Raw genomic sequence first — 20,148 nt, 5'->3', positions numbered from 1 at the left:
GCGGCAACAGCGGCGAACTGCGCGTCATCGCAGCCTGCCGCGCAGAAACGCGCAGAAACGCGCAGAAAGAAGCGGTCAGGCAGCAGGCAGACTGACCGTGAACCGTGTCCCGGACGTGTGTGCGGGGTCGTACGACACGTCGCCGCCGACCGCGCGGGCCAGGCGTCGCGCGAGCGGCAGCCCGAGGCCCGCGCCGTCGTGCCCGTCCTGCTCGTCGGCGCGCCTGCCGGGCTGGAACAGCTCGGCGACGAACGACTCGGGCACGCCCGGGCCGTCGTCGACCACGTCGATGCGCACGGTGCCGGACACCCGGAGCGCGGCTACGGTCACGCCGGAGCGGGCGTAACGGACGGCGTTGGCGAGCAACGGGCTGAGGATGCGTTCCAGGAGGGCGGGGGCGACCCCTGCCTCAAGCTCCGTTGCTCCGGGCACGACGGTGGCCTTGACGTCGTCCGGTGTGTCGAGGCGCTGCATCATACGGTCGAGGACGGGGACGACGTCGGTCGTTCCGGGCGCCGTGGGCTGGTTCAGCGCGTTGTCGCGGGCATCGTTCAGGAGCGTGTCGCAGATCGTGCGCATCGACTGAGCGGCCTCGGCGATCACTTCGTGGGTGGCGTGCGTCTCGGCTCCCGAGCGGGGGCGGGCCCGCCACCAGTCGAGTTCGATGACGATCCGGGTGAGGGGGGTGCGCAGTTCGTGGGACAGCTCGCCGGTGAGCTGCCGTTCGTGGCGCAGCACGGTGCGGATGCGGTCCAGGAGCGCGTCCAGGGAGGCGCCCAGGCGCGCGAGTTCAGCCGGGTGTTCCTCGGCTCCGAAGCGGTCGTCGGAGCCCACGGCACTCCACTGGGTGGCCTGGTCGGTCATCGTTCGCACCGGGCGAAGTGCCCGTCCGACGGCCAGACGTGTGAGCACGTAGGTGCACGCGAGCATCACCGCGTCCAGGATCAGTGATCCCAGCAGCAGGGTGTTGGCCGAACTGCGGTAGGGGCCCAGGTCCAGGGCGGTGACGACCGTCGCGGCGGCGTGACGGCCGTGCAGGGGCCGGGAGCACAGGCGGACGAGCTGGTGACCGTGGCCGTCGAAGGTCGTGCACGCCGCAGTGCGCCGTGCGGCCAGCCGGTCGGCGGCCTGGCTCAGCGGGCTGCCGGCCATGGGCGACGGAGGCTTTTCGAGCAAGCGGGAGCCGGCGTAGATCCACACGTTCGCGTCGAGGAGACCGTCGTTGCTGGTCTCCAGGACGCGCGCCCGGGAGCCGCTGGTGTCGACGGTCGTGGCGACGGCGGCGGCCCTGTTGCGCAGTTCGTCGTCCGCCTGATGCTGCAGATGCCTGTCCATCACGACGTTGAACACCACGGTCAGGACGGTCATCAACAGGGCGGCGGTGGTCAGCGCCACGAGGGAGAGCCGGCCGCGCAGGGTGCGGGGCGCCAGGCGGCGCAGGGCACGGTCGGGGTTCATGACAGGTGGTGTCCGATCCCGCGTGCCGTGCCGATCGTCAACGAGCTGCCGGCCTCGCGCAGCTTACGACGCAGCCGCGTCAGGTACTGGTCCAGGGCGTTGTCACTCACCTGCGCTCCTTCGGGCCAGGCCGCCCTGATCAGCTCGCGACGCGGCACATGGGAGCCCGCCGCAGCGACGAGCGGCGCGAGCAGCCGGAACTCCGTCGGGGTCAGGGCAACGCGGACACCGTGCACAGTTGCGCTGTGTCCGACCGGGTCCAGGACGAGGTCCCCGACCGTGGCCGTCGAAGCCGGCGCGCCTCGTTTGAGAGCGGCTCTCAGCCGCGCGGCGAGCTCGGCGAGGTGGAAGGGCTTGGGCAGATAGTCGTCGCCACCTGCGGAGAAGCCGGACAGCCGGTCGGTGAGCTGGTGCCGGGCGGTCAGGAAGATCACGGGAGCGAGGAAGCCGTTGGCGCGCATGGCCTGGCACACGTCCCGTCCGTCCGCGTCGGGCAGCCCGATGTCCAGGACTGCCGCCGCGACATCGGCGGTGGCCAGCCGCAGGGCCGTTGCGCCGTCGGAGGCGAGGACCGGCTCGAAGCCTTCCTCGGTCAGGCCCCGACGCAGCACATCGCGCAGGGCGTGATCGTCCTCGACGACAAGGATCTTATGGCGCATGATCTTCCAGAGGTCTCTCGGTCACATGGCGGTCGGGCGGGCGACGGGCTGTCGGTTCACGGGGCAACGAGCAGTGGACGCAGTCGCCCGGATGCGATCCACCGGGCCGGCGTCTGCGACCGTCTGCGCATCACGGTCATCAGTATCGGCGAGGTGAGGGCGCCGACGGCGACCCCGGCGAGGACATCGAACGCGGTGAGCGGCGATCGGGCGTCCAGCATGTTGACAGCCGGCTGCGAGGCCAGATGCAGCGGTGTGGTCATTGACGCCGGGCCCTCCTAGGAATGACTACAAGCTAGTAGACGGCTCATGAACCGTAGACGAATGGCGAGCCAGGAGTGTTCCCGGTGGCCTGACGGCTGTCAGTGACCTGAAGCACTGGCCTCCCCCCGGCACCTGACCGGCATGGCCTCGGAGAGGGGGCTCCGCCGCCCTTAAAGTCAGGCCAAGGTAAATACTCTCCGTGATGCACAGCTGGTCGGTGTCGCCGGTCGAGGGGTGTGGCGACGGGGGAGGGCGGACCGGCGACTTTCGGAAATCGGGCGTGAGGCGAGGGCTGGGGACGGCGCCGGTCCACTGCCCACCGTCGACCGGTCATGACGGGTTTTGACCAGGGTTTATCGATCCCCTTCGGATCGAATGCACCGTACCCGGCCGGGTTATCGGTCTGTCGTACGACGCTTCATACCAGAGCGGGACGCTCCTCGATGGAGTTTGTCAACTGCCCACCGCACATGATGCGCAGGCGACTACTGTGAGTGGCCGTCGCGTCGCGGCCGGGTTCACCGGTTCCGCCCGCCGACACCGCGATGACGCATGCCCGCCGCGCACCGCATGAGAAGCACCGCATGAGAAACAGGCCCGACGGACCAGTACGAGGACGCAGATGTCTCACCTCCGAGCACCGGCCGGCCGTGCCGACCGCCGCGAGGGTGGCCGGCACGGGCGACCGGTCGCCCGCCCCGCTCCCGCACTGCCCGAAATGCGCATACGGCCCCAGCTCATGCGGCTCGCCGTGCTGCCGCCCCTCGCGGTCGCGCTCAGCGCCACCGCCGCGGTCCTCTTCAGCATCCGCTCCACCGGCGCCCGTACCGGCCCCATGCTCTGGGCGGTGCTCGCCGGAGCGGTCACCGTGACCATGGCCGCCATCGTCATCGCCGCCGTGGCCGCCGACCGCGCCGCCCGCGCGGTCTCCGACCGCGTCGACGCGCTGCGCGGTATCGCTGCGCGCGGCGAGGCCGACCTGCATGCCCTGGTCGACGCGCTGCGCCAGGGGGAGACCCCGCCGCAGCACCCGTCACGCCGTCGGCCGCCCGCGGACGCCGACGACTTCGAGCTGCTCGCGGCCGATCTGGCCCGCGCGCACGACGGCGCCGTCACTGCCGTCGTGCGCGCCGCCCAGCTCTCCAGTCACGCGGGCAGCGAGCAGAAGCTGGAGGTCTTCGTCAATCTCGCGCGCCGGCTCCAGTCGCTCGTCCACCGGGAGATCTCGATCCTCGACGACCTCGAGAACGAGATCGAGGACCCCGACCTGCTCAAGGGCCTGTTCCACGTGGACCACCTGGCCACCCGCATCCGGCGGCACGCCGAGAACCTCGCGGTGCTCGGCGGCGCCGTCTCCCGGCGGCAGTGGAGCAACCCGGTCAGCATGACCGAGGTGTTGCGCTCTGCCATCGCCGAGGTCGAGCAGTACTCGCGGGTCAAGCTGGTGCCGCCGATCGACGGCGAACTGCGCGGCCACGCCGTCGCCGACGTCATCCATCTGCTCGCCGAACTCATCGAGAACGCCTCGGTGTTCTCCGCCCCGCAAACCCAGGTGCTGCTCCGCGCCAACCTCGTCACCTCCGGGCTCGCCGTGGAGGTCGAGGACCGAGGGCTCGGCATGCCCGTCGGCGAACAGAACCGGATGAACGCCCTGCTCGCCGACCCCGACCAGGTCAACGTCGCCAGCCTGCTGGCCGACGGCCGTATCGGCCTCTACGTCGTCTCCCAGCTCGCCCGCCGGCACGGCATTCACGTACGGCTGCAGACCAACATCTACGGCGGTGTGCAGGCCGTACTCGTCGTCCCGCAGGCGCTGTTGGGAACGGCGTCCGGGGTGCCCGGAGCGGCCGCGGGGGCCGGGGCGGCGGGCGTACCGCAGTCACAGAATCCCGCGGACACCGGTGCGTCATCGCAGGTGCGGCCCCAGGAGCAGGCCGCTGCCCATGTTCAGGTGCCCGGGCAGGGGTATGGGGCCGGGCAGATGCGGGGGTCTGTGCCGACGTCCGTGCCCGCGGCAGGGGCCGCCCCGGGAGCGAGGTCCGCAGGCGACGACGGAGCCGCCCATGGCGGTGTCCGGTCGGGAGACGATGCCCCGTCCGCCTCGGGGGCCGACGCCGTGTCCGGGGCTGTCGTCGCTGCTGGAATCGACGCCGGCATCGATGCCGCACAGACACAGGCGCAGACACAGGCACAGGCGACCGGGCGCCGACGGCACGCCCAGCGCGGGAACGGGCGGCGCGGTGCCGAGGGCGGGAGTGGGTGGCCTGGTACCGAGAGTGGGAGCGGGCGGCCCGGTGCCGAGACCTGGGGCGGGCAGCGTGGTGCGGAGAGTGGTGACGGCGGGCGCAGGGAGGATGCCCTGGCACCGCTTCCCGTGCGCGGTGCGCGACAGGAACGGCCCACCCCCGCCGATGCGGTGCCCGGCATCAGCCCCGAGGACCGCGCGGCGGTCGAGGCGCACGCGGGCGTGCTGCCCACGCCACGGGTCGGCACCGTGCACGGCACCATGGGCAAGCCCCAGCTGCCCCGGCGCCGCGCCCAGCAGCACATCGTCCCCCAGCTGCGCGGCGGCCCCGCACCCCGTCAGGACGACGACACCGTCCCGGGCCACGACCCCGGGCTGATGGCGGCCTTCCAGCGTGGGATCGGGCTCGCCGAGGCACAGCAGCACCTGGAGAGCCAGGAGCCATCCCCGCTGGACCCCGAATACCCGTACTCCAGCTCCCTGGAGTCCAGCCATCTGCACTCCAGCCCCCTGAGCTCAAGCCTCCTCGACTCCAGCCCTCAGGACTCCACTTACCTGGGCTCAGCACACACAGACGCGGCCCACATGGGTGCAGCGCGCACGGACCGGGCCCGCACGGACGCGGACCACATGGGTTCAGCCCATACGGACGCAGCGCACCTGGCGCCCGCACACATGGATGCCACGCACATGAGTGCCACGCGCATGGACGCCGCACACTTGATGGACCGTCACATCCGGCCCACCGCATCGGAGTTCACCGAGCCACCGCGCATGCAGCCTGACCACATGGGCGTCGACTACACAGGCTCAGCCCATACGACCACCGCAGACCACCCGGGCTCGGACCACACGGACCCGCCCCCCATATCGCAGCGGCGCGCCCACGCGCCCGTATCCGACGGTGTCCGCGGCGTCGGCCGGTCCGACGGGAGCGCCCCGGCCGGTTGACCGCCCGCACCGTATCCAACCCCCACCCCGACGACCACTCCCCCCCAACCCCGCGCTCCCGCAGATACCCCAAGGAGTCGATCCACCATGGCGAGCGACGCGCCGACCGCCCACGCATCCGACCTCGACTGGCTGCTGAGCGGCCTCGTGCAGCGCGTACCGCACACCAACAGCGCGGTGCTCCTGTCCTGCGACGGGCTGGTGAAGTCCGTACACGGCCTCGACATCGACAGTGCCGACCACATGGCGGCCCTGGCCTCCGGCCTGTACTCCCTCGGCCGCAGCGCGGGCGTCCGGTTCGGCGACGGCGGGGACGTCCGCCAGGTCGTCGTCGAACTCGACTCGACCCTGCTGTTCGTCACCACCGCCGGCTCCGGCACCTGTCTCGCCGTGCTGGCGGGGCGGGAGGCCGACGCGGCCGTCCTGGGCTACGAGATGGCGATGCTCGTCAAGAGCGTCCGCCCCTACCTCGTGACCGCACCCCGGCAGCACGCCGTCGAATCCACGGTGACGAGGCCTTGAGCGTGACCGCAGCCGGCGACGGGCCCTGGCTGGACGACGCGGCCGGACGGCTGGTGCGCCCGTTCACGGTCAGCAACGGACGCACCAAGCCCAGCGTCGCCCTGGACCTGATGTCGCAGGTGATGGCCACCGGCGTCACCCCGCTCGGCTACCTCGGCCCCGAGCACGCCCAGGCGCTCGACCTGTGTCGGGCGCCCGTCTCGGTCGCCGAGGCCGCCGCCCATCTGAAACTGCCCGCGGTGGTCACCAAGGTCCTGCTCTCGGACCTCGTCGACTGCGGGGCGCTGACCACCAAGCCCCCCGTCTTCCACCACACACCCACTGACCGGTCTCTGCTGGAGGCAGTGCTCGATGGACTACGACGACAGCTCTGACCCGTTCCCCACCGCGCTGAAGATCCTCGTGGCGGGCGGATTCGGGGTCGGCAAGACGACCTTCGTGGGCGCGGTCAGCGAGATCGCGCCGCTCAGTACGGAGGAGCTGCTCACGACGGTCAGCGTCGGCACGGACAGTCTCGACGGCGTCGAGAACAAGATGGAGACCACGGTCGCCATGGACTTCGGCCGGATCACCCTCGATCCGGACCATGTGCTGTATCTGTTCGGCACACCGGGCCAGGAGCGGTTCTGGTTCATGTGGGACGAGCTGTCCGAGGGCGCGCTCGGCGCGGTGATCCTCGCCGACACCCGCCGGCTGCAGGACTGTTTCGCCGCCGTGGACTTCTTCGAGGAGCGCGGACTCGGCTTCATCATCGCCGTCAACGAGTTCGACGGCTCCCACCGCTACGACCCCGACGAGGTACGTGCCGCCATCGACCTCGACCCCGAGGTCCCCGTCGTCCGCTGCGACGCCCGGATCTCCAGTTCCGGTGTGCAGACCCTGCTCACCCTCGTACGCCACCTGCTCGCCCACGTCCCGGCACCCGCGCCGAGCCACGGCGCCCACATGTGATCCCGTCCTACCTCCCATGGAGCCGCCCTATGAGGTACGCCCACAGCGCTGGAGCCCGGCCATGACGTACGAGCCGCCCCGGCCGGTCCGGGGTCTGCTGCTCACCCCCGAGGACAAGGAGGCCCCCGCCCGCGTCCACCGGTTGCGGCTGCTCGGTCTGGTGGACCGTCCCGAACCCGCGCTGGACACCTTCGCCGACCATCTCGCCCGCTTCACCGGCGCCCCCTACGCGATGGTCAACTTCATCGGAGAGGAGCACCAGTTCTTCGCGGGCCTGTGTGTCCCCGCCGCCGCGCCGGTCCTGCGGGCGGACGGCAGCAGGCCGGAGCTCGGCCGGGTGCTGCCGCGCGACCACGGGTTCTGCCCCCATGTGGTGGTCCGCCGCAAGGCACTGGTGCTCGAGGACGTCCGCGACTATCCGCGGTTCGCCGGGAACCCGGTCGTCGACGAGTACGGCATCCGTTCCTATCTCGGTGCCCCGCTCATCGACAGCTCCGGCATGGCGCTCGGAACCGTGTGTGCGGCCGACACAGAGCCACGGGCCTGGGGCAGGTCCGGCCTGGAGACCATCAAGGCGCTGGCCGCCGATCTCGTCGTACGCCTCGAACGAAGCGCCGAGGACGGGCTGCCCCTGTGACGGACGACGGCATGGCGCCCCCGGGGGGACCAGGGGCGTGAAGGAAAGCTGAGGCGGCGGTTAAGAAAAGCTCGATGGACCCGCGGCCCGCACATACGGCAGATTGCAGGGTGATTTCACCCCTCTGACCCGGTGCGGGCTCCTTTTGGCATGCCCGTGGGCCGGGACTTCACCCACAGGAGCCGCAGTCGTGAAGGCGCTGGTCAAGGAGAAGGCGGAGCCGGGGCTCTGGCTGACGGACGTCCCGGAGCCCGCAATCGGCCCCGCTGACGTACTGATCAAGGTCATGCGGACCGGTATCTGCGGCACCGACCTGCACATCCGGGCCTGGGACGGCTGGGCGCAGCAGGCGATCCGCACCCCGCTCGTCGTCGGGCACGAGTTCGTCGGGCAGGTCGTCGAGACCGGCCGGGACGTGACCGACATCCGCATCGGCGACCGAGTCAGCGGCGAGGGCCATCTGGTGTGCGGCAAGTGCCGCAACTGCCTGGCCGGCCGCCGCCATCTGTGCCGGGCCACCGTCGGCCTCGGGGTCGGCCGCGACGGCGCGTTCGCCGAGTACGTCGCCCTGCCCGCGAGCAATGTGTGGGTGCACCGGGTGCCCGTCGACCTCGACGTCGCCGCGATCTTCGACCCGTTCGGCAACGCCGTGCACACCGCGCTGTCCTTCCCGCTGGTCGGCGAGGACGTCCTGATCACCGGCGCGGGCCCGATCGGCCTGATGGCCGCCGCCGTGGCCCGGCACGCCGGCGCCCGCAACGTCGTCGTCACCGACGTCAGCGAGGAGCGCCTGGAGCTGGCCCGCAAGATCGGCGTGAGCCTCGCCCTGAACGTCGCGCAGTCCACCATCGCCGACGGCCAGCGCGAGCTGGGTCTGCGCGAGGGCTTCGACATCGGCCTGGAGATGTCCGGCCGCCCCGAGGCCATGCGGGACATGATCGCCAACATGACGCACGGCGGCCGCATCGCCATGCTCGGCCTGCCGGCACAGGAGTTCCCGGTCGACTGGGCCCGGATCGTCACCTCGATGATCACGATCAAGGGCATCTACGGCCGCGAGATGTTCGAGACCTGGTACGCGATGTCGGTGCTGCTGGAGGGCGGCCTGGACCTCGCCCCCGTGATCACCGGCCGGTACGGCTACCGCGACTTCGAGGCGGCCTTCGCCGACGCCGCGAGCGGCAAGGGCGGCAAGGTCATTCTGGACTGGACCGCGTAAGCCGTAGAACGCGTAACTCCCCTACCGCGTAAGTACCTTAGGAGCTTCTTCGATGTTCGACACCGTCCGCGACGACCTGCGCGCCACCCTCGACGAGATCCGCGCCGCCGGACTGCACAAGCCCGAGCGGGTCATCGGCACCCCGCAGTCCGCGACCGTCGACGTCACCGCCGGCGGCCGCCCCGGCGAGGTCCTCAACTTCTGCGCCAACAACTACCTGGGCCTCGCCGACCACCCCGAGGTGATCGCCGCCGCCCACGCCGCCCTGGACCGCTGGGGCTACGGCATGGCCTCCGTCCGCTTCATCTGCGGCACCCAGGAGGTGCACAAGGAGCTGGAGGCCCGGTTGTCGTCCTTCCTCGGCCAGGAGGACACGATCCTGTACTCCTCCTGCTTCGACGCCAACGGCGGTGTCTTCGAGACCCTGCTCGGCGAGGAGGACGCGGTGATCTCCGACGCCCTGAACCACGCCTCCATCATCGACGGCATCCGCCTGTCCAAGGCCCGCCGCTACCGCTACGCCAACCGCGACCTCGCCGACCTGGAAGCGAAGCTCAAGGAGGCGTCCGGCGCACGTCGCCGGCTGATCGTCACCGACGGCGTCTTCTCCATGGACGGCTATGTGGCCCCGCTGCGCGAGATCTGCGACCTCGCCGACCGCTACGACGCGATGGTCATGGTCGACGACTCGCACGCCGTCGGCTTCGTCGGCCCGACCGGCCGCGGCACCCCCGAGCTGCACGGCGTCATGGACCGCGTCGACATCGTCACCGGCACCCTCGGCAAGGCCCTCGGCGGCGCCTCCGGCGGCTATGTCGCCGCCCGCGCCGAGATCGTCGCCCTGCTGCGCCAGCGCTCCCGGCCGTACCTGTTCTCCAACACCCTCGCCCCGGTGATCGCCGCCGCCTCCCTGAAGGTCCTCGACCTGCTGGAGTCGGCCGACGACCTGCGCGTCCGGGTGAACGAGAACACCGCGCTGTTCCGCCGCCGGATGACCGAGGAGGGCTTCGACATCCTCCCCGGCGACCACGCCATCGCGCCCGTGATGATCGGCGACGCGGCCGAGGCGGGCCGCATGGCCGAGCTGCTGCTGGAGCGGGGCGTGTACGTGATCGGCTTCTCCTACCCGGTCGTCCCGCAGGGCCAGGCCCGCATCCGCGTCCAGCTGTCCGCCGCGCACTCCACGGACGACGTCAACCGCGTGGTGGACGCGTTCGTCGCGGCGCGCGCAGAACTGGCGGCCTGACCAGCGCGGACCGCTTGCGATAATTGACGGCATGATCGAGGCACGGCGGCTCCACATCCTCCGTGCGGTGGCCGACCACCGCACGGTCACCGCGGCGGCCGCCGCCCTCTATCTCACGCCCTCCGCCGTCTCCCAGCAGCTGACGGCCCTGGAGCAGGAGACCGGCCACCGGCTGGTCGAGCGCGGCGCCAAGGGCGTACGGCTCACCCCGGCCGGCGAGATCCTGCTGAACCACACCAACGCGGTCCTGGCCCAGCTGGAGCGGGCCGAGGCGGAGCTGGCGGCCTACGGCTCGGGCGAGGCGGGCACGGTCACCGTGGCCGCCTTCGCCACCGGCATCGCCCAGGTCGTGGCCCCGGCCGTGGCCCGGCTCGCGGACACCGCGCCCGGCATACGCATGCGCGTCCAGGACGCGGAGGGCGACGCGAGCCTGCCCATGGTGCTGGACCGGCAGGTCGATGTGGCCGTCGCCGTGGAGTACCGCGGCGCCCCGCCCGCCGACGACCCCCGGCTCACGCATGTCCCGCTGTACGCCGAGCCGTTCGACGCGGTCGTACCGGTCGGCCATCGTCTCGCGGGCGCGGCGGAGGTCCCGCTCGCCGAGCTGGCCAAGGACCCCTGGATCGGCCCGTACCCCGGCAATCCGTGCCACGACGTGGTCGTCCTCGCCTGTGAGAGCGCCGGCTTCCAGCCCCGGCTGGAACACTCCTCCGACGACTTCCGCGCCGTCGTGGCCCTCGCCTCGGCGGGCGCGGGTGTGGCTCTCGTACCTCGCTCGGCCCTGAACGGTATGGACCTGACTCATGTGGTCGTCCGCCCTGTCGACGGCGTGGCTCCGACTCGCCGCGTCTTCGCCGCGGTGCGGCGGGGAGCCGAGGGGCACCCGCTGATCCGCCCGGTGCTGGAGGCGCTGGGGAGGGCGGCACAGGAGGCGTGAGGCCTCCGTAACCCGCCTGTCTCATATCCGGGATAGCGTCCCGGACATGAGAAGCCCGGAGGATTCGCTCGACACCCGCATCGGCGCCCGGTTGGCCGAGCTGCGCACTCAACACGGCTGGTCCTTGGGGGAGTTGGCCGAGCGCAGCGGGATCAGCCGATCGACGTTGTCGCGCGCCGAACGCGCGGAGATCAGCCCCACCGCCGCCCTGCTGAACCGGCTCTGCCATGTCTACGGCCGTACCATGTCCCAGCTGCTCAGCGAGGTCGAGGCGGCACCCGCGCCGCTGGTCCGGGCCGCCGACCAGCAGATCTGGCAGGACCGCGAGGCCGGTTTCGTCCGCCGGTCCGTCTCCCCGCCGCACACCGGACTCCGCGGCGAACTGGTCGAGGGCCGCCTCGCGCCGGGCTCCGACATCTCCTACGACCGTCCGCCCGTGACCGGTCTGGAACAGCATCTGTGGGTCCTCGACGGCGCCCTGGAGGTGACCGACGGGGAACAGGTCCATCACTTGGACACCGGCGACTGCCTGCGGATGCGGGTCTTCGGCCCGACCCGCTTCCGCTGCGCCGGCCCGGTCGAGACGCGGTATGCGCTGGCGGTGGTGCGACCGTGAGGGTGGAGCGCTGGAACGCCGCTCAAGTGCGGGAGCGGGCCGGGCAGTTGGCGCGGCTGCTGACGGACGCCGTGGCCGGCGGCGCCTCGGTCGGCTTCCTCGCCCCGCTCGCCCAGGAGGAGGCCGTCGCCTGGTGGCGGGAGCGCGCGGAGGCGACGGCGGCGGGCCGGTTCGCCCTCTGGGCGGCCCTCGACGCCGTCGGCCGGCCGGTCGGCACCGTGAGCCTGGCCCACCCCGACAAGCCCAACAGCCGCCACCGCGCGGAACTGGTGAAACTGATGGTGCACCGCTCCGCACGCGGGCGAGGTCTCGGCCGCCGCCTCCTCGCCACTGCCGAGGACGCGGCCGCTGCCGTCGGCATCACCCTGCTCCACCTCGACACCGAGACCGGCAGCCCTGCCGAGCACCTCTACCGCTCGGCCGGCTGGACCGAGGCCGGCACCATCCCCGACTACGCGGAGAGCCCGGCGGGCGATCTGCGGCCGACGACGCTGTACTACAAGCGGCTGGGCAGGTGACTGTCAGTGGCACGGGCTACCGTGCGTTGCATGCCGGATGCTGAAGACGTACGCCGTATCGCTCTGTCCCTGCCGGACACCACGGAGAAGATCGCCTGGAGCATGCCCACGTTCCGGGTGGCCGGGAAGATGTTCGCGACCCTGCCCGAGGACGAGACGTCCATCGCCGTGCGCTGCCCCAAGGAGGAGCGCGACGAACTGGTGATGGCCGAGCCGGGGAAGTTCTGGATCGCCGATCACGAGGCCCAGTTCGCCTGGGTCAGAACACGGCTCGCCGCGCTGGAGGACGAGGACGAACTGCGTGACATCCTCGCCGACTCCTGGCGGCAGGCCGCGCCACCCCGACTCCTAGAAGCCCACCCCGAGTTGGGGCTGCCGCCCGCGCAGTGAAATCCCCCGTGCGCGCAAGCCGGGCGCGACATGATCCCGCTCGCCGCGGAGGGGGTGGGACACCGCGCGGCTCGGTGGGAGTGGGACAGCGGGCTGCGAGGACGGGATGGGGGCACCGCGCGGCGCGGACAGAGTGGGGACACCGCGCGGCGCAGACGGGGTGGGGCGGCGGTTGGCCTGCACGGACAGCAAGTGATGCGCGACCACCGAGCGGAATGCGGTATTGTTTTCTTGCGCGTTTCGACCAGGGAAACCCCAGGTCAAACGGCACCGGGACGTGGCGCAGCTTGGTAGCGCACTTGACTGGGGGTCAAGGGGTCGCAGGTTCAAATCCTGTCGTCCCGACTTGCGAAGATCGCAGGTCAGGGGTCGTGTCAGAGCAGTCTGCACGGCCCCTTTTCCATGTCCTACGGCCCCTTGTCCATGGCCTCCGGCGCACGCCGCAGTGCATCGATGAGGCACGTCGGCCGGTTTCGGTTTCGCCTGGTGCAACGTCAAGGCGAGGTCAGGAACGTGGGGTTGGCGGTCCGGACGAGGAGACGCGCAACACGAGGGGGCCTGCCGGCGACCGGAGAGCGGCTCCCGGCAGGCCGGGCGGATCTCGTCAGCGCCCCGGCTCGGTGTCCCGTCGGGACAGCGCCAGGAACGTCACGAACCCGACGATCGCCACCGTCCAGGACAGCGTCACCGGCCCCAGCCCCCACGCCAGGCCGCCGCGCTTGGTCGGCAGGGCCATCCAGTCGGCGAGGGAGGCGCCGAGCGGGCGTGTGATGACGTAGGCCGTCCAGAAGGCGGTCACCGCGCCCAGCAGGCGCATGCGGTGGGTCAGGGCGGGCACGCAGATCGCCACGGCGAACAGGACGATCGAGCCCAGGTAGCCGAGGCCGATCGTCGCGGTGAGGTCGCCCGCGGCGGTGCCCAGGGCGAAGGTCGCGAGGACGGCCGCCCAGTAGAAGAACTCGCGGCGCCGGGTGCGGATGGAGTGGATCGACAGGGTGCGCTCGGACTTGTACCAGAGGACGAAGACGGCGGCCAGGGCGATCATGAACAGCGGGGTGGACAGGGTGTACGGGACGCCGACGACCACGTGGAGCGCGTCCGCGGCCATCGTGCCGAACACGCTGACCATGACGATCGCCGTCCAGTAGATCCAGGCCACGTACCGGCGGACGGCGAACTGGAGCACCAGCGACGCGACGAAGGCGAGACCGCCGAGGCCGACCGCGGGGATGTTGCCCAGCGTGTGCGCCAGGAAGTCGGAGGCGGTCTCGCCCATGCCGGTGGTGAGGACCTTGATGATCCAGAAGTAGACGGTGACCTCCGGCACCTTGTTCGCGCTCTCGCGTATGCGCGCGCGAGCGCTCGCGCGGGGCCGGTCGTCCAGGACGTGCTCTGTGCTCATGACCAGCACCCTTGCATGCGCAACTGCCGTTTCCCCAGCCCTCTTTGCCGTTGTTTTGGGGCTTCTGGTGCAGCTGTTGCCCCGGGGCGCCGCGAACCTGACCGCAACCTGAACGCGTCGACGAAACCCCTGGTCAGCGAGGTGACCGGCCTGATAAACAGGCCGGTCAGGCGGCCGCCCGCGGCAGTGCCGTCAGTACGCCAGACCCATGTGCGCCAGCGCCTGCTTCAGCAGCACCCCGTGCCCGCCCGGCATCTCGCTCTGCACGGCCGGGGAGGCGGCCTCCTGCGGGCTGAACCAGACGAGGTCCAGCGCGTCCTGGCGGGGCCGGCAGTCGCCGGTGACCGGGACGACGTAGGCGAGGGAGACCGCGTGCTGGCGCGGGTCGTGGTACGGGGTGATGCCCGCCGTCGGGAAGTACTCCGCGACGGTGAAGGGCTGCAGGGAGGTGGGGATGCGGGGGAGCGCGACCGGGCCGAGGTCCTTCTCCAGGTGGCGCAGCAGGGCGTCGCGGACCCGTTCGTGGTGCAGGACGCGGCCGGAGACCAGGGTCCGGCTGACCGTCCCGTCCGGGCCGATCCGCAGCAGCAGTCCGATGCTGGTGACTTCGCCGCTGTCGTCCACGCGGACGGGGACGGCCTCGACGTACAGAATCGGCATCCGGGCCCTGGCTGATTCCAGCTCGTCCGTGGACAGCCAGCCGGGCGTCGTCTCGGTCATGTCAGACATTGCTTGATCATACTTTCCGGGTGGGGCGACCGCTGGGATCACGGGCCGGGGCGGTTACGAGGGGTCCGTACAGGCGTCGGGCATTGTCGCGACCGGTCCAGGCCGCGATCCTCAAGGCGTCGGGCAGGCTCAACTCGTCCGCGTCCACACGGTCTTGGAGCAGTTCGGCGAGCCCCTGCCGGAAGCACAGGGCGCCGAGGTGGTGGAATTCGGCCACCCCATAGGCGTCGGAGCTGTACAGCATCTTGCGGAACGGGGTGATCTCCAGTGCCTCCTCCAGAACGGCCCGGCAGCGGGCCGGGCCCGTGTGGTGCAGGGCCAGGCCCACGTCCAGGTACACCCGCTCGAACACCGCGGCCAGATAGGCGGCTTGGCGGTGATACGGCCAGCAGTGCAGCAGGAGCACCGGGACCGTGCCGGAGGCCAGCCGCAGCCAGTCGGTCAGCAGGGCCGGGTCGGCGAGGTGCAGCCGCAGGTCGGCGTCCCCGAAACCGGCGTGCAACTGCAGGGGGAGGCCGAGGTCCACGGCGGTCCACAGCAGGTGCCGTATCAGGACCGGGTCGGCCAAGCGGCCGCCGGCCGCGAGCCAGTGCCGGGCGGCCCCGGTCACCTCGGCGTCCGCCGGGCGCGCCGGATCCAGCGCGAAGCCGGTGCGATACGCGGCCACCGACTTCACCGCCACCACACCCGGTCGCCGTACGGCTTCCTCGGCGGCCGTCCGGAACGCGGCCGCGTACGCGTCCGGCTCGACGCCCCGCGCCGCCACCGCCTCCGCCACCTGCTCCAGGCGTACGACCTCACAGGCCACAGCCCCGGACGCCGCCGCCAGGTCGGCGGGGGAGGTGAGCGGGTGGGCGGTGTGGCCGGTGTCGACGAAGAACGCCTCGGCTCCCGCGGCGCGCAGGAAGCGGCGGTTGACCTCCCGCCAGCCCAGTGCCGAGCGGCGCGCCGTGTAGTCGGCCGGGGGCGCGTGCCGGGGAAGGTCCAGCAGGGGTGCGCAGTGGCGGCGTACGGCCACGCCTACGGGGCTGTCGAAGGGCGACACGCCGGGCCAGGCCGTGCCCTCGGTGAGCAGGGAGGCGAACTCCCCGGGCGCGAGGTCGGCCGTCACCGCGCCGTGGCAGTGATGGTCCACCAGCTCCAGCTCGGCGAGGGCCTCGTGGACCGGTCCCGGCGTGGCCATGGTCAGTACACCCAGCGGTAGGCCGCCGCCACCCGCGCATCGTCCAGACCCTCGACGGCCGCCGCCTCGCCGAGCCGTACGGCGGTCACCGCGTCCGCCAGGACCGGGCCCAGCGCGGTCCGCAGCACCTCGTCCGCCCGGAACTCCTCGACGGCCTGCGGCAGTGACCGCGGCAGCCGCCGGACCCCGAGCGCCGCGGCCTCGTCCGGGCCGTAGCGGGCCGGGTCGCCGGTGATCTCCCCGGGCAGCTGCAGCGCCCCGGCCAGACCGTCGAGGCCGGCGGCGATGACGCAGCCGAGGGCGAGATAGGGGTTGGCGGCCAGGTCGACCGGCTTCACCTCCAGGTTGGCGTCCCGCTCCTGGCGGCCCGTCGTGCCGGTGACCAGCCGCAGTCCGGCCTCGCGGGTCTCCCGGCCCCAGCCGGTGAACACCCCCGCCCACTGGGCGGGCTTGAGCCGCAGATAGCTGGCGGGGCTCGGCGCGGTCACCGCCGTCAGCGCGGGCAGCCGGGCCAGGATCCCGGCCGCGAAGGACTCCGCCTCGGGCGTCATGCCGTACCGGCGCGCACCGCCCGCGTGCAGATTCGTACCGGCACGCCAGCAGGACAGGTGCAGATGCCCGCCGTTGCCGACGCCCTCGGCGGACACCGCGGGCGCGAACGACACCCGCAGGCCGTGCCGCTGCGCGACCGCGCGGACCGTCTGCCGGACCAGCACGCTGCGGTCGGCCGCCGCCACCGGGTCCAGCGCGCCCACCGAGACCTCGAACTGCCCGGCCGCGTACTCGGGATGGAGCTGTTCGACGGCCACGTTCTGCGCGGCGAACGCGGCCAGCAGATCGGCGGTGTAGTCGCTCAGCTCGACCTGCCGGGTCGCGCCGTACGCAGGTCCGGACACCGCCGGCACGAACTCCCCGGCCGGCGCCGAGCCCAGCCCGATCGCCCACTCGACCTCGATCGCCGCCTGGAAGGCGAGGCCGTGCCGCTCTGCCGCGTCGGTGACGATCCGGCGCAGAAAGGTTCTGGCGCAGCCGGGGTGCCGGGCGCCCTCCTGGGTGATCCGGTCCACCGGCGCCCACGCCCAGCCGGGCTGCCCGGCCAGCGCCACCAGCTGGTCCAGGTCCGGATAGAGCCGCAGGTCACCGTCGGGCGAGCCGAGGACATCGGTGCTGACGATCGAGTCGCCGGCCAGGAAGGTGTCGAACACCGGGGACATGCCGATGCCCCAGGACACGGCCGCCTCCAGCCGGGCCGTCGGGACCGTCTTCACCCGGCAGACGCCCGCGGTGTCCACATAGGCCAGCACGATCCCCCGCACACCCCGCGCGGCCAGGTCGGCCGTGAGCCCGGCGACCCGGCGCAGATCCTCCGGACGCCCGCCGGGCACGGGGTCGGCAAGGGTGGTCATACGTCCTCCTCGGCGGGGCGGCGGGTCGGCGCGGCGCCGGCGTCAGGGTTTCACGGCCACCGCGCCGAACTGCGGAACCGGAGCCGCGGACGCCGGCTCGGCGCGCCACTGCGAGCAGGGCACCAGGCCCGGCTCGACCAGTTCGAGGCCGTCCAGGAAACCGGCGATCTCCGCGCGGCTGCGGGCGGTGATCGGCGGGGTGGCGTTGGCGTTCCAGAACTCCATCGCGGCCACATTGCCCTCGCCGCCCACGTCGGCGTCGTAGGTCGGGTGGGTGAGGACGAGATGGCTGCCCGAGGGCAGCGCCGCCATGAGCCGCCGGACGACGTCCCGGGCCTCGGCGGTGTCCAGGACGAAGTTCAGGATGCCCAGCATCATCAGCGCCACCGGCCGGGTCAGGTCCAGGGTCTCGGCGGCGCGCTGCAGGATGGCGTCCGGGTCGCGCACATCGGCGTCGACGTAGTCCGTCACGCCCTCGGGAGAGCTGGTGAGCAGCGCGCGGGCGTGTACCAGCACGATCGGGTCGTTGTCGACGTACACGATCCGGGACTCGGGGGCGATGCGCTGGGCGATCTCGTGGGTGTTCTCCACGGTCGGCAGGCCGGTGCCGACGTCCAGGAACTGCCGTATCCCGCGCTCGGCGGTCAGGAACCGCACCGCCCGGGCCAGGAACTCCCGGTCCGCGCGGGCCACCGCCCGGATCACCGGGAACATCCCCGCGACGTGCTCACCGACCCGCTGGTCGACCTCGTAGTTGTCCTTGCCGCCGATCCAGTAGTTCCACACCCGGGCGTTGTGCGCCACGGAGGTGTCCAGCCTCGCCGGTCCGGCCGGAGGGGAGTCGCCCTCGGTCACGTCGCCGCCCTTCTGAAGGTTGCGGTCCTCCGCCGTCATTGTGCCGCCCGTTGATCGCGCTGTCCCGGGAAACGCGCACCGTGGGCGGTTCGGGGCGGTTCCGGTGCGTTCCGGTGCGTTCCGGTGCGTGAGGAACACCGGTCCGGGCGTTCCGGTGCATGAGGAACACTGGACGGGTACGCCGTCCCCGACCGGAAGCAGGACATGCCCGCCACGCCCACGCCCCTCCTGGACCTCCCCGGCCTGCCCGCCGGCCCCGCCGACATCCGGCTGATCGTCACCGACATGGACGGCACCCTGCTGGACGACACCAAGCGGATCCCCGACGGGCTGTGGCCGATGCTCGCCGAACTGCGCCGGCGCGGCGTGCTGTTCAGTCCGGCGAGCGGCCGCCAGTACGCCACGCTGGCCCGGCAGTTCGCGGACGTCGCCGAGGGCATGGTGTTCATCGCGGAGAACGGCACGTACGTGGTCCGCGACGGCGTGGAGCTGAGCTCCGACATCCTCGAACCGTCCGTGGCCGGCGGGATCGCCCGTACGGCACGGCGGCTGGTCGCGGACGGCGTGGACGTCGGCGCCGTGGTGTGCGGCAAGCGGTCGGCGTACGTCGAGCGGACCGACGAGGCGTTCCTGGCGGAGGTGCGCAAGTACTACGTCGAGCACCGGATCGTCGAGGACGTCACCGCCGTCGACGACGACGTGATCAAGGTCGCGCTGCTCGACTCCGGGCGCGCCGAGCACTCCACCGCCCCGGCCCTCGCCCCCTTCGCCGACACCCACCAGGTCGTCGTCTCCAGCGAGCACTGGGTGGACGTCATGAACCGCACCGCCAACAAGGGCACCGCCCTGCGGGGCCTGCAGCGGGCGCTCGGCATCACCCCGGCGCAGACCATGGTCTTCGGCGACTACCTCAACGACCTGGAGATGCTCGACGCCGCCGAGTGGTCCTTCGCCATGGCGGGCGCCCATCCCGAGGTCGTCCGCCGCGCCCGCCACCTCGCCCCGTCCAACAACGACAACGGCGTGCTGCGGACCATCTCCCGCGTCCTCGGCCTGTGACGCGGCTGCCGGGTCTGGCATGACCGTGCCGCCGGGCCCAGCCCTCGATCTCGGCGTTGGTCCGGCCGACCGCGACCAGGCGGACGACGCCCGGTTCGCGGTCGGTCAGCGGTTCCGTCACCGGGGCGGCAAACGGTGACCACGACCACCCGCAGCGGGGCGGCGACGTCCCTCCCGGCCGGCATCCGGGCCGTGGCCAGGCCGTCCGGCCTCGGCAGCCGGATGTCCGGCAGGCACACGTCCGGGCGCAGCCGGCGGGCCGAGGCCACCACCTCCTCGCCGTCGGCGATCCCACCGACCACGGTCATGTCCGGCTGCGCGTCCAGGAAGAACCGGAACCCGGTGCGGACCATCGCCTGGTCGTCGCCGATCAGGACCCGCAGGCGCACGCCGGCACGGCCTGCCGTCCGGGAGCCGGGAAGTGGCCGGACGCCCCGGCGGCTGGACTGCGCCCGGCGGCCGGACCGCGCCTGACGGCCGGACCGCGCCCGATCGGAGGCGGCGCCGTCGTCGATCATCGGCCGGTCGGCTATCTCGCGGCGGTCGCCGAACTGGCCGACCGCTTCCAGGCTCCCGGACAGCAGGCCGTCCTCGACCGCGTTCCCGCGCTCACCGACGCCGCCTTGATCTCGCACGAGGTGCAGGCGGCGGCGCTCCGCGTGGTGCAGGAGGCGCTGACCAACGTACGGCGGCACGGGGCCGACGCCGATGAGATCCGCATCGGGCGGCGCCGGGCCGGGGACGGCCTGGAGGCGACGGTCACCGACGACGGAAACGGCGGCACCCGCCTTCCCGACGCGGCACACGGCGGCGGCTTCGGCCTGGTCGGTCCGACCGAACGGGTCACCGCCCCGGCGGCACCCTGCCCGCGGGCCCCGCACGGGGCACGGCCCGGGGGGCG

General features: G+C 72.1%; 20 protein-coding genes, 1 tRNA gene and 1 pseudogene. 13 read left to right on the top strand and 9 right to left on the bottom strand.

The features are described 5' to 3' along the window. Positions 1 to 75 precede the first annotated feature (75 nt). The 3 genes from AB5L52_RS07105 to AB5L52_RS07095 are packed head-to-tail and all read right to left on the bottom strand — an operon-like array spanning position 76 to position 2,380. Positions 76 to 1,458, bottom strand: coding sequence for a HAMP domain-containing sensor histidine kinase (locus tag AB5L52_RS07105; RefSeq protein WP_351029744.1), 1,383 nt, complete (start codon positions 1,456 to 1,458; stop codon positions 76 to 78). Continuing rightward, positions 1,455 to 2,117, bottom strand: coding sequence for a response regulator transcription factor (locus tag AB5L52_RS07100; protein WP_351029743.1), 663 nt, complete (start codon positions 2,115 to 2,117; stop codon positions 1,455 to 1,457). Before AB5L52_RS07100 ends, AB5L52_RS07105 begins: the two co-directional genes overlap by 4 nt. Positions 2,118 to 2,173: 56 nt before the next feature. After that, the gene (locus AB5L52_RS07095; protein WP_369363019.1) at positions 2,174 to 2,380 is read right to left on the bottom strand and encodes a hypothetical protein; all 207 of its coding nucleotides are present in this window, start codon (positions 2,378 to 2,380) and stop codon (positions 2,174 to 2,176) included. A 623-nt stretch (positions 2,381 to 3,003) separates the two neighbouring features. On the opposite strand from AB5L52_RS07095, the gene AB5L52_RS07090 reads away from it, so the two are divergent. From AB5L52_RS07090 to AB5L52_RS07035, 12 genes are all read left to right on the top strand, one after another. Beyond that, complete coding sequence (locus AB5L52_RS07090) at positions 3,004 to 5,577, top strand: sensor histidine kinase (RefSeq protein ID WP_369363018.1); 2,574 nt, start codon at positions 3,004 to 3,006, stop codon at positions 5,575 to 5,577. Positions 5,578 to 5,664: 87 nt separating this feature from the next. Beyond that, positions 5,665 to 6,099: a roadblock/LC7 domain-containing protein gene (locus AB5L52_RS07085; protein ID WP_351030610.1), complete on the top strand. Its 435-nt coding sequence runs from the start codon at positions 5,665 to 5,667 to the stop codon at positions 6,097 to 6,099. A gap of 2 nt (positions 6,100 to 6,101) precedes the next feature. Further along, on the top strand, positions 6,102 to 6,473 hold the full coding sequence (locus AB5L52_RS07080) for a DUF742 domain-containing protein (protein WP_351030774.1): 372 nt from the start codon (positions 6,102 to 6,104) through the stop codon (positions 6,471 to 6,473). After that, complete coding sequence (locus tag AB5L52_RS07075; protein ID WP_351030612.1) at positions 6,451 to 7,050, top strand: ATP/GTP-binding protein; 600 nt, start codon at positions 6,451 to 6,453, stop codon at positions 7,048 to 7,050. Before AB5L52_RS07080 ends, AB5L52_RS07075 begins: the two co-directional genes overlap by 23 nt. A gap of 61 nt (positions 7,051 to 7,111) precedes the next feature. Then, positions 7,112 to 7,687 carry a GAF domain-containing protein gene (locus tag AB5L52_RS07070; RefSeq protein ID WP_351030775.1) on the top strand — a complete coding sequence of 192 codons (576 nt, stop codon included), beginning with the start codon at positions 7,112 to 7,114 and terminating at the stop codon, positions 7,685 to 7,687. A 190-nt stretch (positions 7,688 to 7,877) separates the two neighbouring features. Then, positions 7,878 to 8,906, top strand: coding sequence for an L-threonine 3-dehydrogenase (gene tdh, locus AB5L52_RS07065; RefSeq protein WP_351030614.1), 1,029 nt, complete (start codon positions 7,878 to 7,880; stop codon positions 8,904 to 8,906). 52 nt (positions 8,907 to 8,958) lie between these two features. Next, positions 8,959 to 10,152: a glycine C-acetyltransferase gene (locus AB5L52_RS07060; RefSeq protein WP_369363017.1), complete on the top strand. Its 1,194-nt coding sequence runs from the start codon at positions 8,959 to 8,961 to the stop codon at positions 10,150 to 10,152. Positions 10,153 to 10,183: 31 nt separating this feature from the next. Further along, positions 10,184 to 11,089 (top strand): LysR family transcriptional regulator, encoded by a 906-nt coding sequence (locus AB5L52_RS07055; RefSeq protein WP_351030619.1) that lies wholly within the window; start codon positions 10,184 to 10,186, stop codon positions 11,087 to 11,089. Positions 11,090 to 11,135: 46 nt separating this feature from the next. Continuing rightward, positions 11,136 to 11,705 (top strand): XRE family transcriptional regulator, encoded by a 570-nt coding sequence (locus AB5L52_RS07050; RefSeq protein ID WP_351030622.1) that lies wholly within the window; start codon positions 11,136 to 11,138, stop codon positions 11,703 to 11,705. Beyond that, on the top strand, positions 11,702 to 12,223 hold the full coding sequence (locus AB5L52_RS07045; protein WP_351030623.1) for a GNAT family N-acetyltransferase: 522 nt from the start codon (positions 11,702 to 11,704) through the stop codon (positions 12,221 to 12,223). Before AB5L52_RS07050 ends, AB5L52_RS07045 begins: the two co-directional genes overlap by 4 nt. Positions 12,224 to 12,253: 30 nt before the next feature. Continuing rightward, entirely contained in the window at positions 12,254 to 12,613 is a 360-nt protein-coding gene (locus AB5L52_RS07040) for an MmcQ/YjbR family DNA-binding protein (RefSeq protein ID WP_351030625.1), read from the top strand. Positions 12,614 to 12,884: 271 nt separating this feature from the next. After that, positions 12,885 to 12,958 (top strand) — tRNA-Pro (locus AB5L52_RS07035). Positions 12,959 to 13,217: 259 nt separating this feature from the next. On the opposite strand, the gene AB5L52_RS07030 is transcribed toward AB5L52_RS07035, so the two are convergent. From AB5L52_RS07030 to AB5L52_RS07010, 5 genes are all read right to left on the bottom strand, one after another. Continuing rightward, the gene (locus AB5L52_RS07030; RefSeq protein WP_351030626.1) at positions 13,218 to 14,015 is read right to left on the bottom strand and encodes a hypothetical protein; all 798 of its coding nucleotides are present in this window, start codon (positions 14,013 to 14,015) and stop codon (positions 13,218 to 13,220) included. A gap of 192 nt (positions 14,016 to 14,207) precedes the next feature. Further along, the gene (locus AB5L52_RS07025; RefSeq protein WP_351030777.1) at positions 14,208 to 14,735 is read right to left on the bottom strand and encodes an NUDIX hydrolase family protein; all 528 of its coding nucleotides are present in this window, start codon (positions 14,733 to 14,735) and stop codon (positions 14,208 to 14,210) included. A 16-nt stretch (positions 14,736 to 14,751) separates the two neighbouring features. Further along, positions 14,752 to 15,927, bottom strand: a complete 1,176-nt coding sequence (locus tag AB5L52_RS07020; RefSeq protein ID WP_369363016.1) for an amidohydrolase family protein — start codon at positions 15,925 to 15,927, stop codon at positions 14,752 to 14,754. Positions 15,928 to 15,929: 2 nt separating this feature from the next. After that, on the bottom strand, positions 15,930 to 17,333 hold the full coding sequence (locus AB5L52_RS07015) for a glutamine synthetase (RefSeq protein WP_369363015.1): 1,404 nt from the start codon (positions 17,331 to 17,333) through the stop codon (positions 15,930 to 15,932). 42 nt (positions 17,334 to 17,375) lie between these two features. Then, on the bottom strand, positions 17,376 to 18,188 hold the full coding sequence (locus AB5L52_RS07010; protein WP_351030779.1) for an SAM-dependent methyltransferase: 813 nt from the start codon (positions 18,186 to 18,188) through the stop codon (positions 17,376 to 17,378). 204 nt (positions 18,189 to 18,392) lie between these two features. Here AB5L52_RS07010 and AB5L52_RS07005 point away from each other — a divergent pair, with 204 nt between their 5' ends. Further along, positions 18,393 to 19,247: a Cof-type HAD-IIB family hydrolase gene (locus tag AB5L52_RS07005; protein WP_351030632.1), complete on the top strand. Its 855-nt coding sequence runs from the start codon at positions 18,393 to 18,395 to the stop codon at positions 19,245 to 19,247. A 194-nt stretch (positions 19,248 to 19,441) separates the two neighbouring features. On the opposite strand, the pseudogene AB5L52_RS07000 reads toward AB5L52_RS07005, so the two are convergent. After that, positions 19,442 to 19,600 (bottom strand): annotated as a pseudogene (locus AB5L52_RS07000) (DNA-binding response regulator); the annotation flags it as partial. Between the last annotated feature and the right edge of the window lie 548 nt (positions 19,601 to 20,148).

The sequence above is a fragment of the Streptomyces sp. CG4 genome, assembly GCF_041080655.1.
Lineage (GTDB): Bacteria > Actinomycetota > Actinomycetes > Streptomycetales > Streptomycetaceae > Streptomyces.
This window is presented reverse-complemented; position numbering and strand designations above follow the sequence as displayed.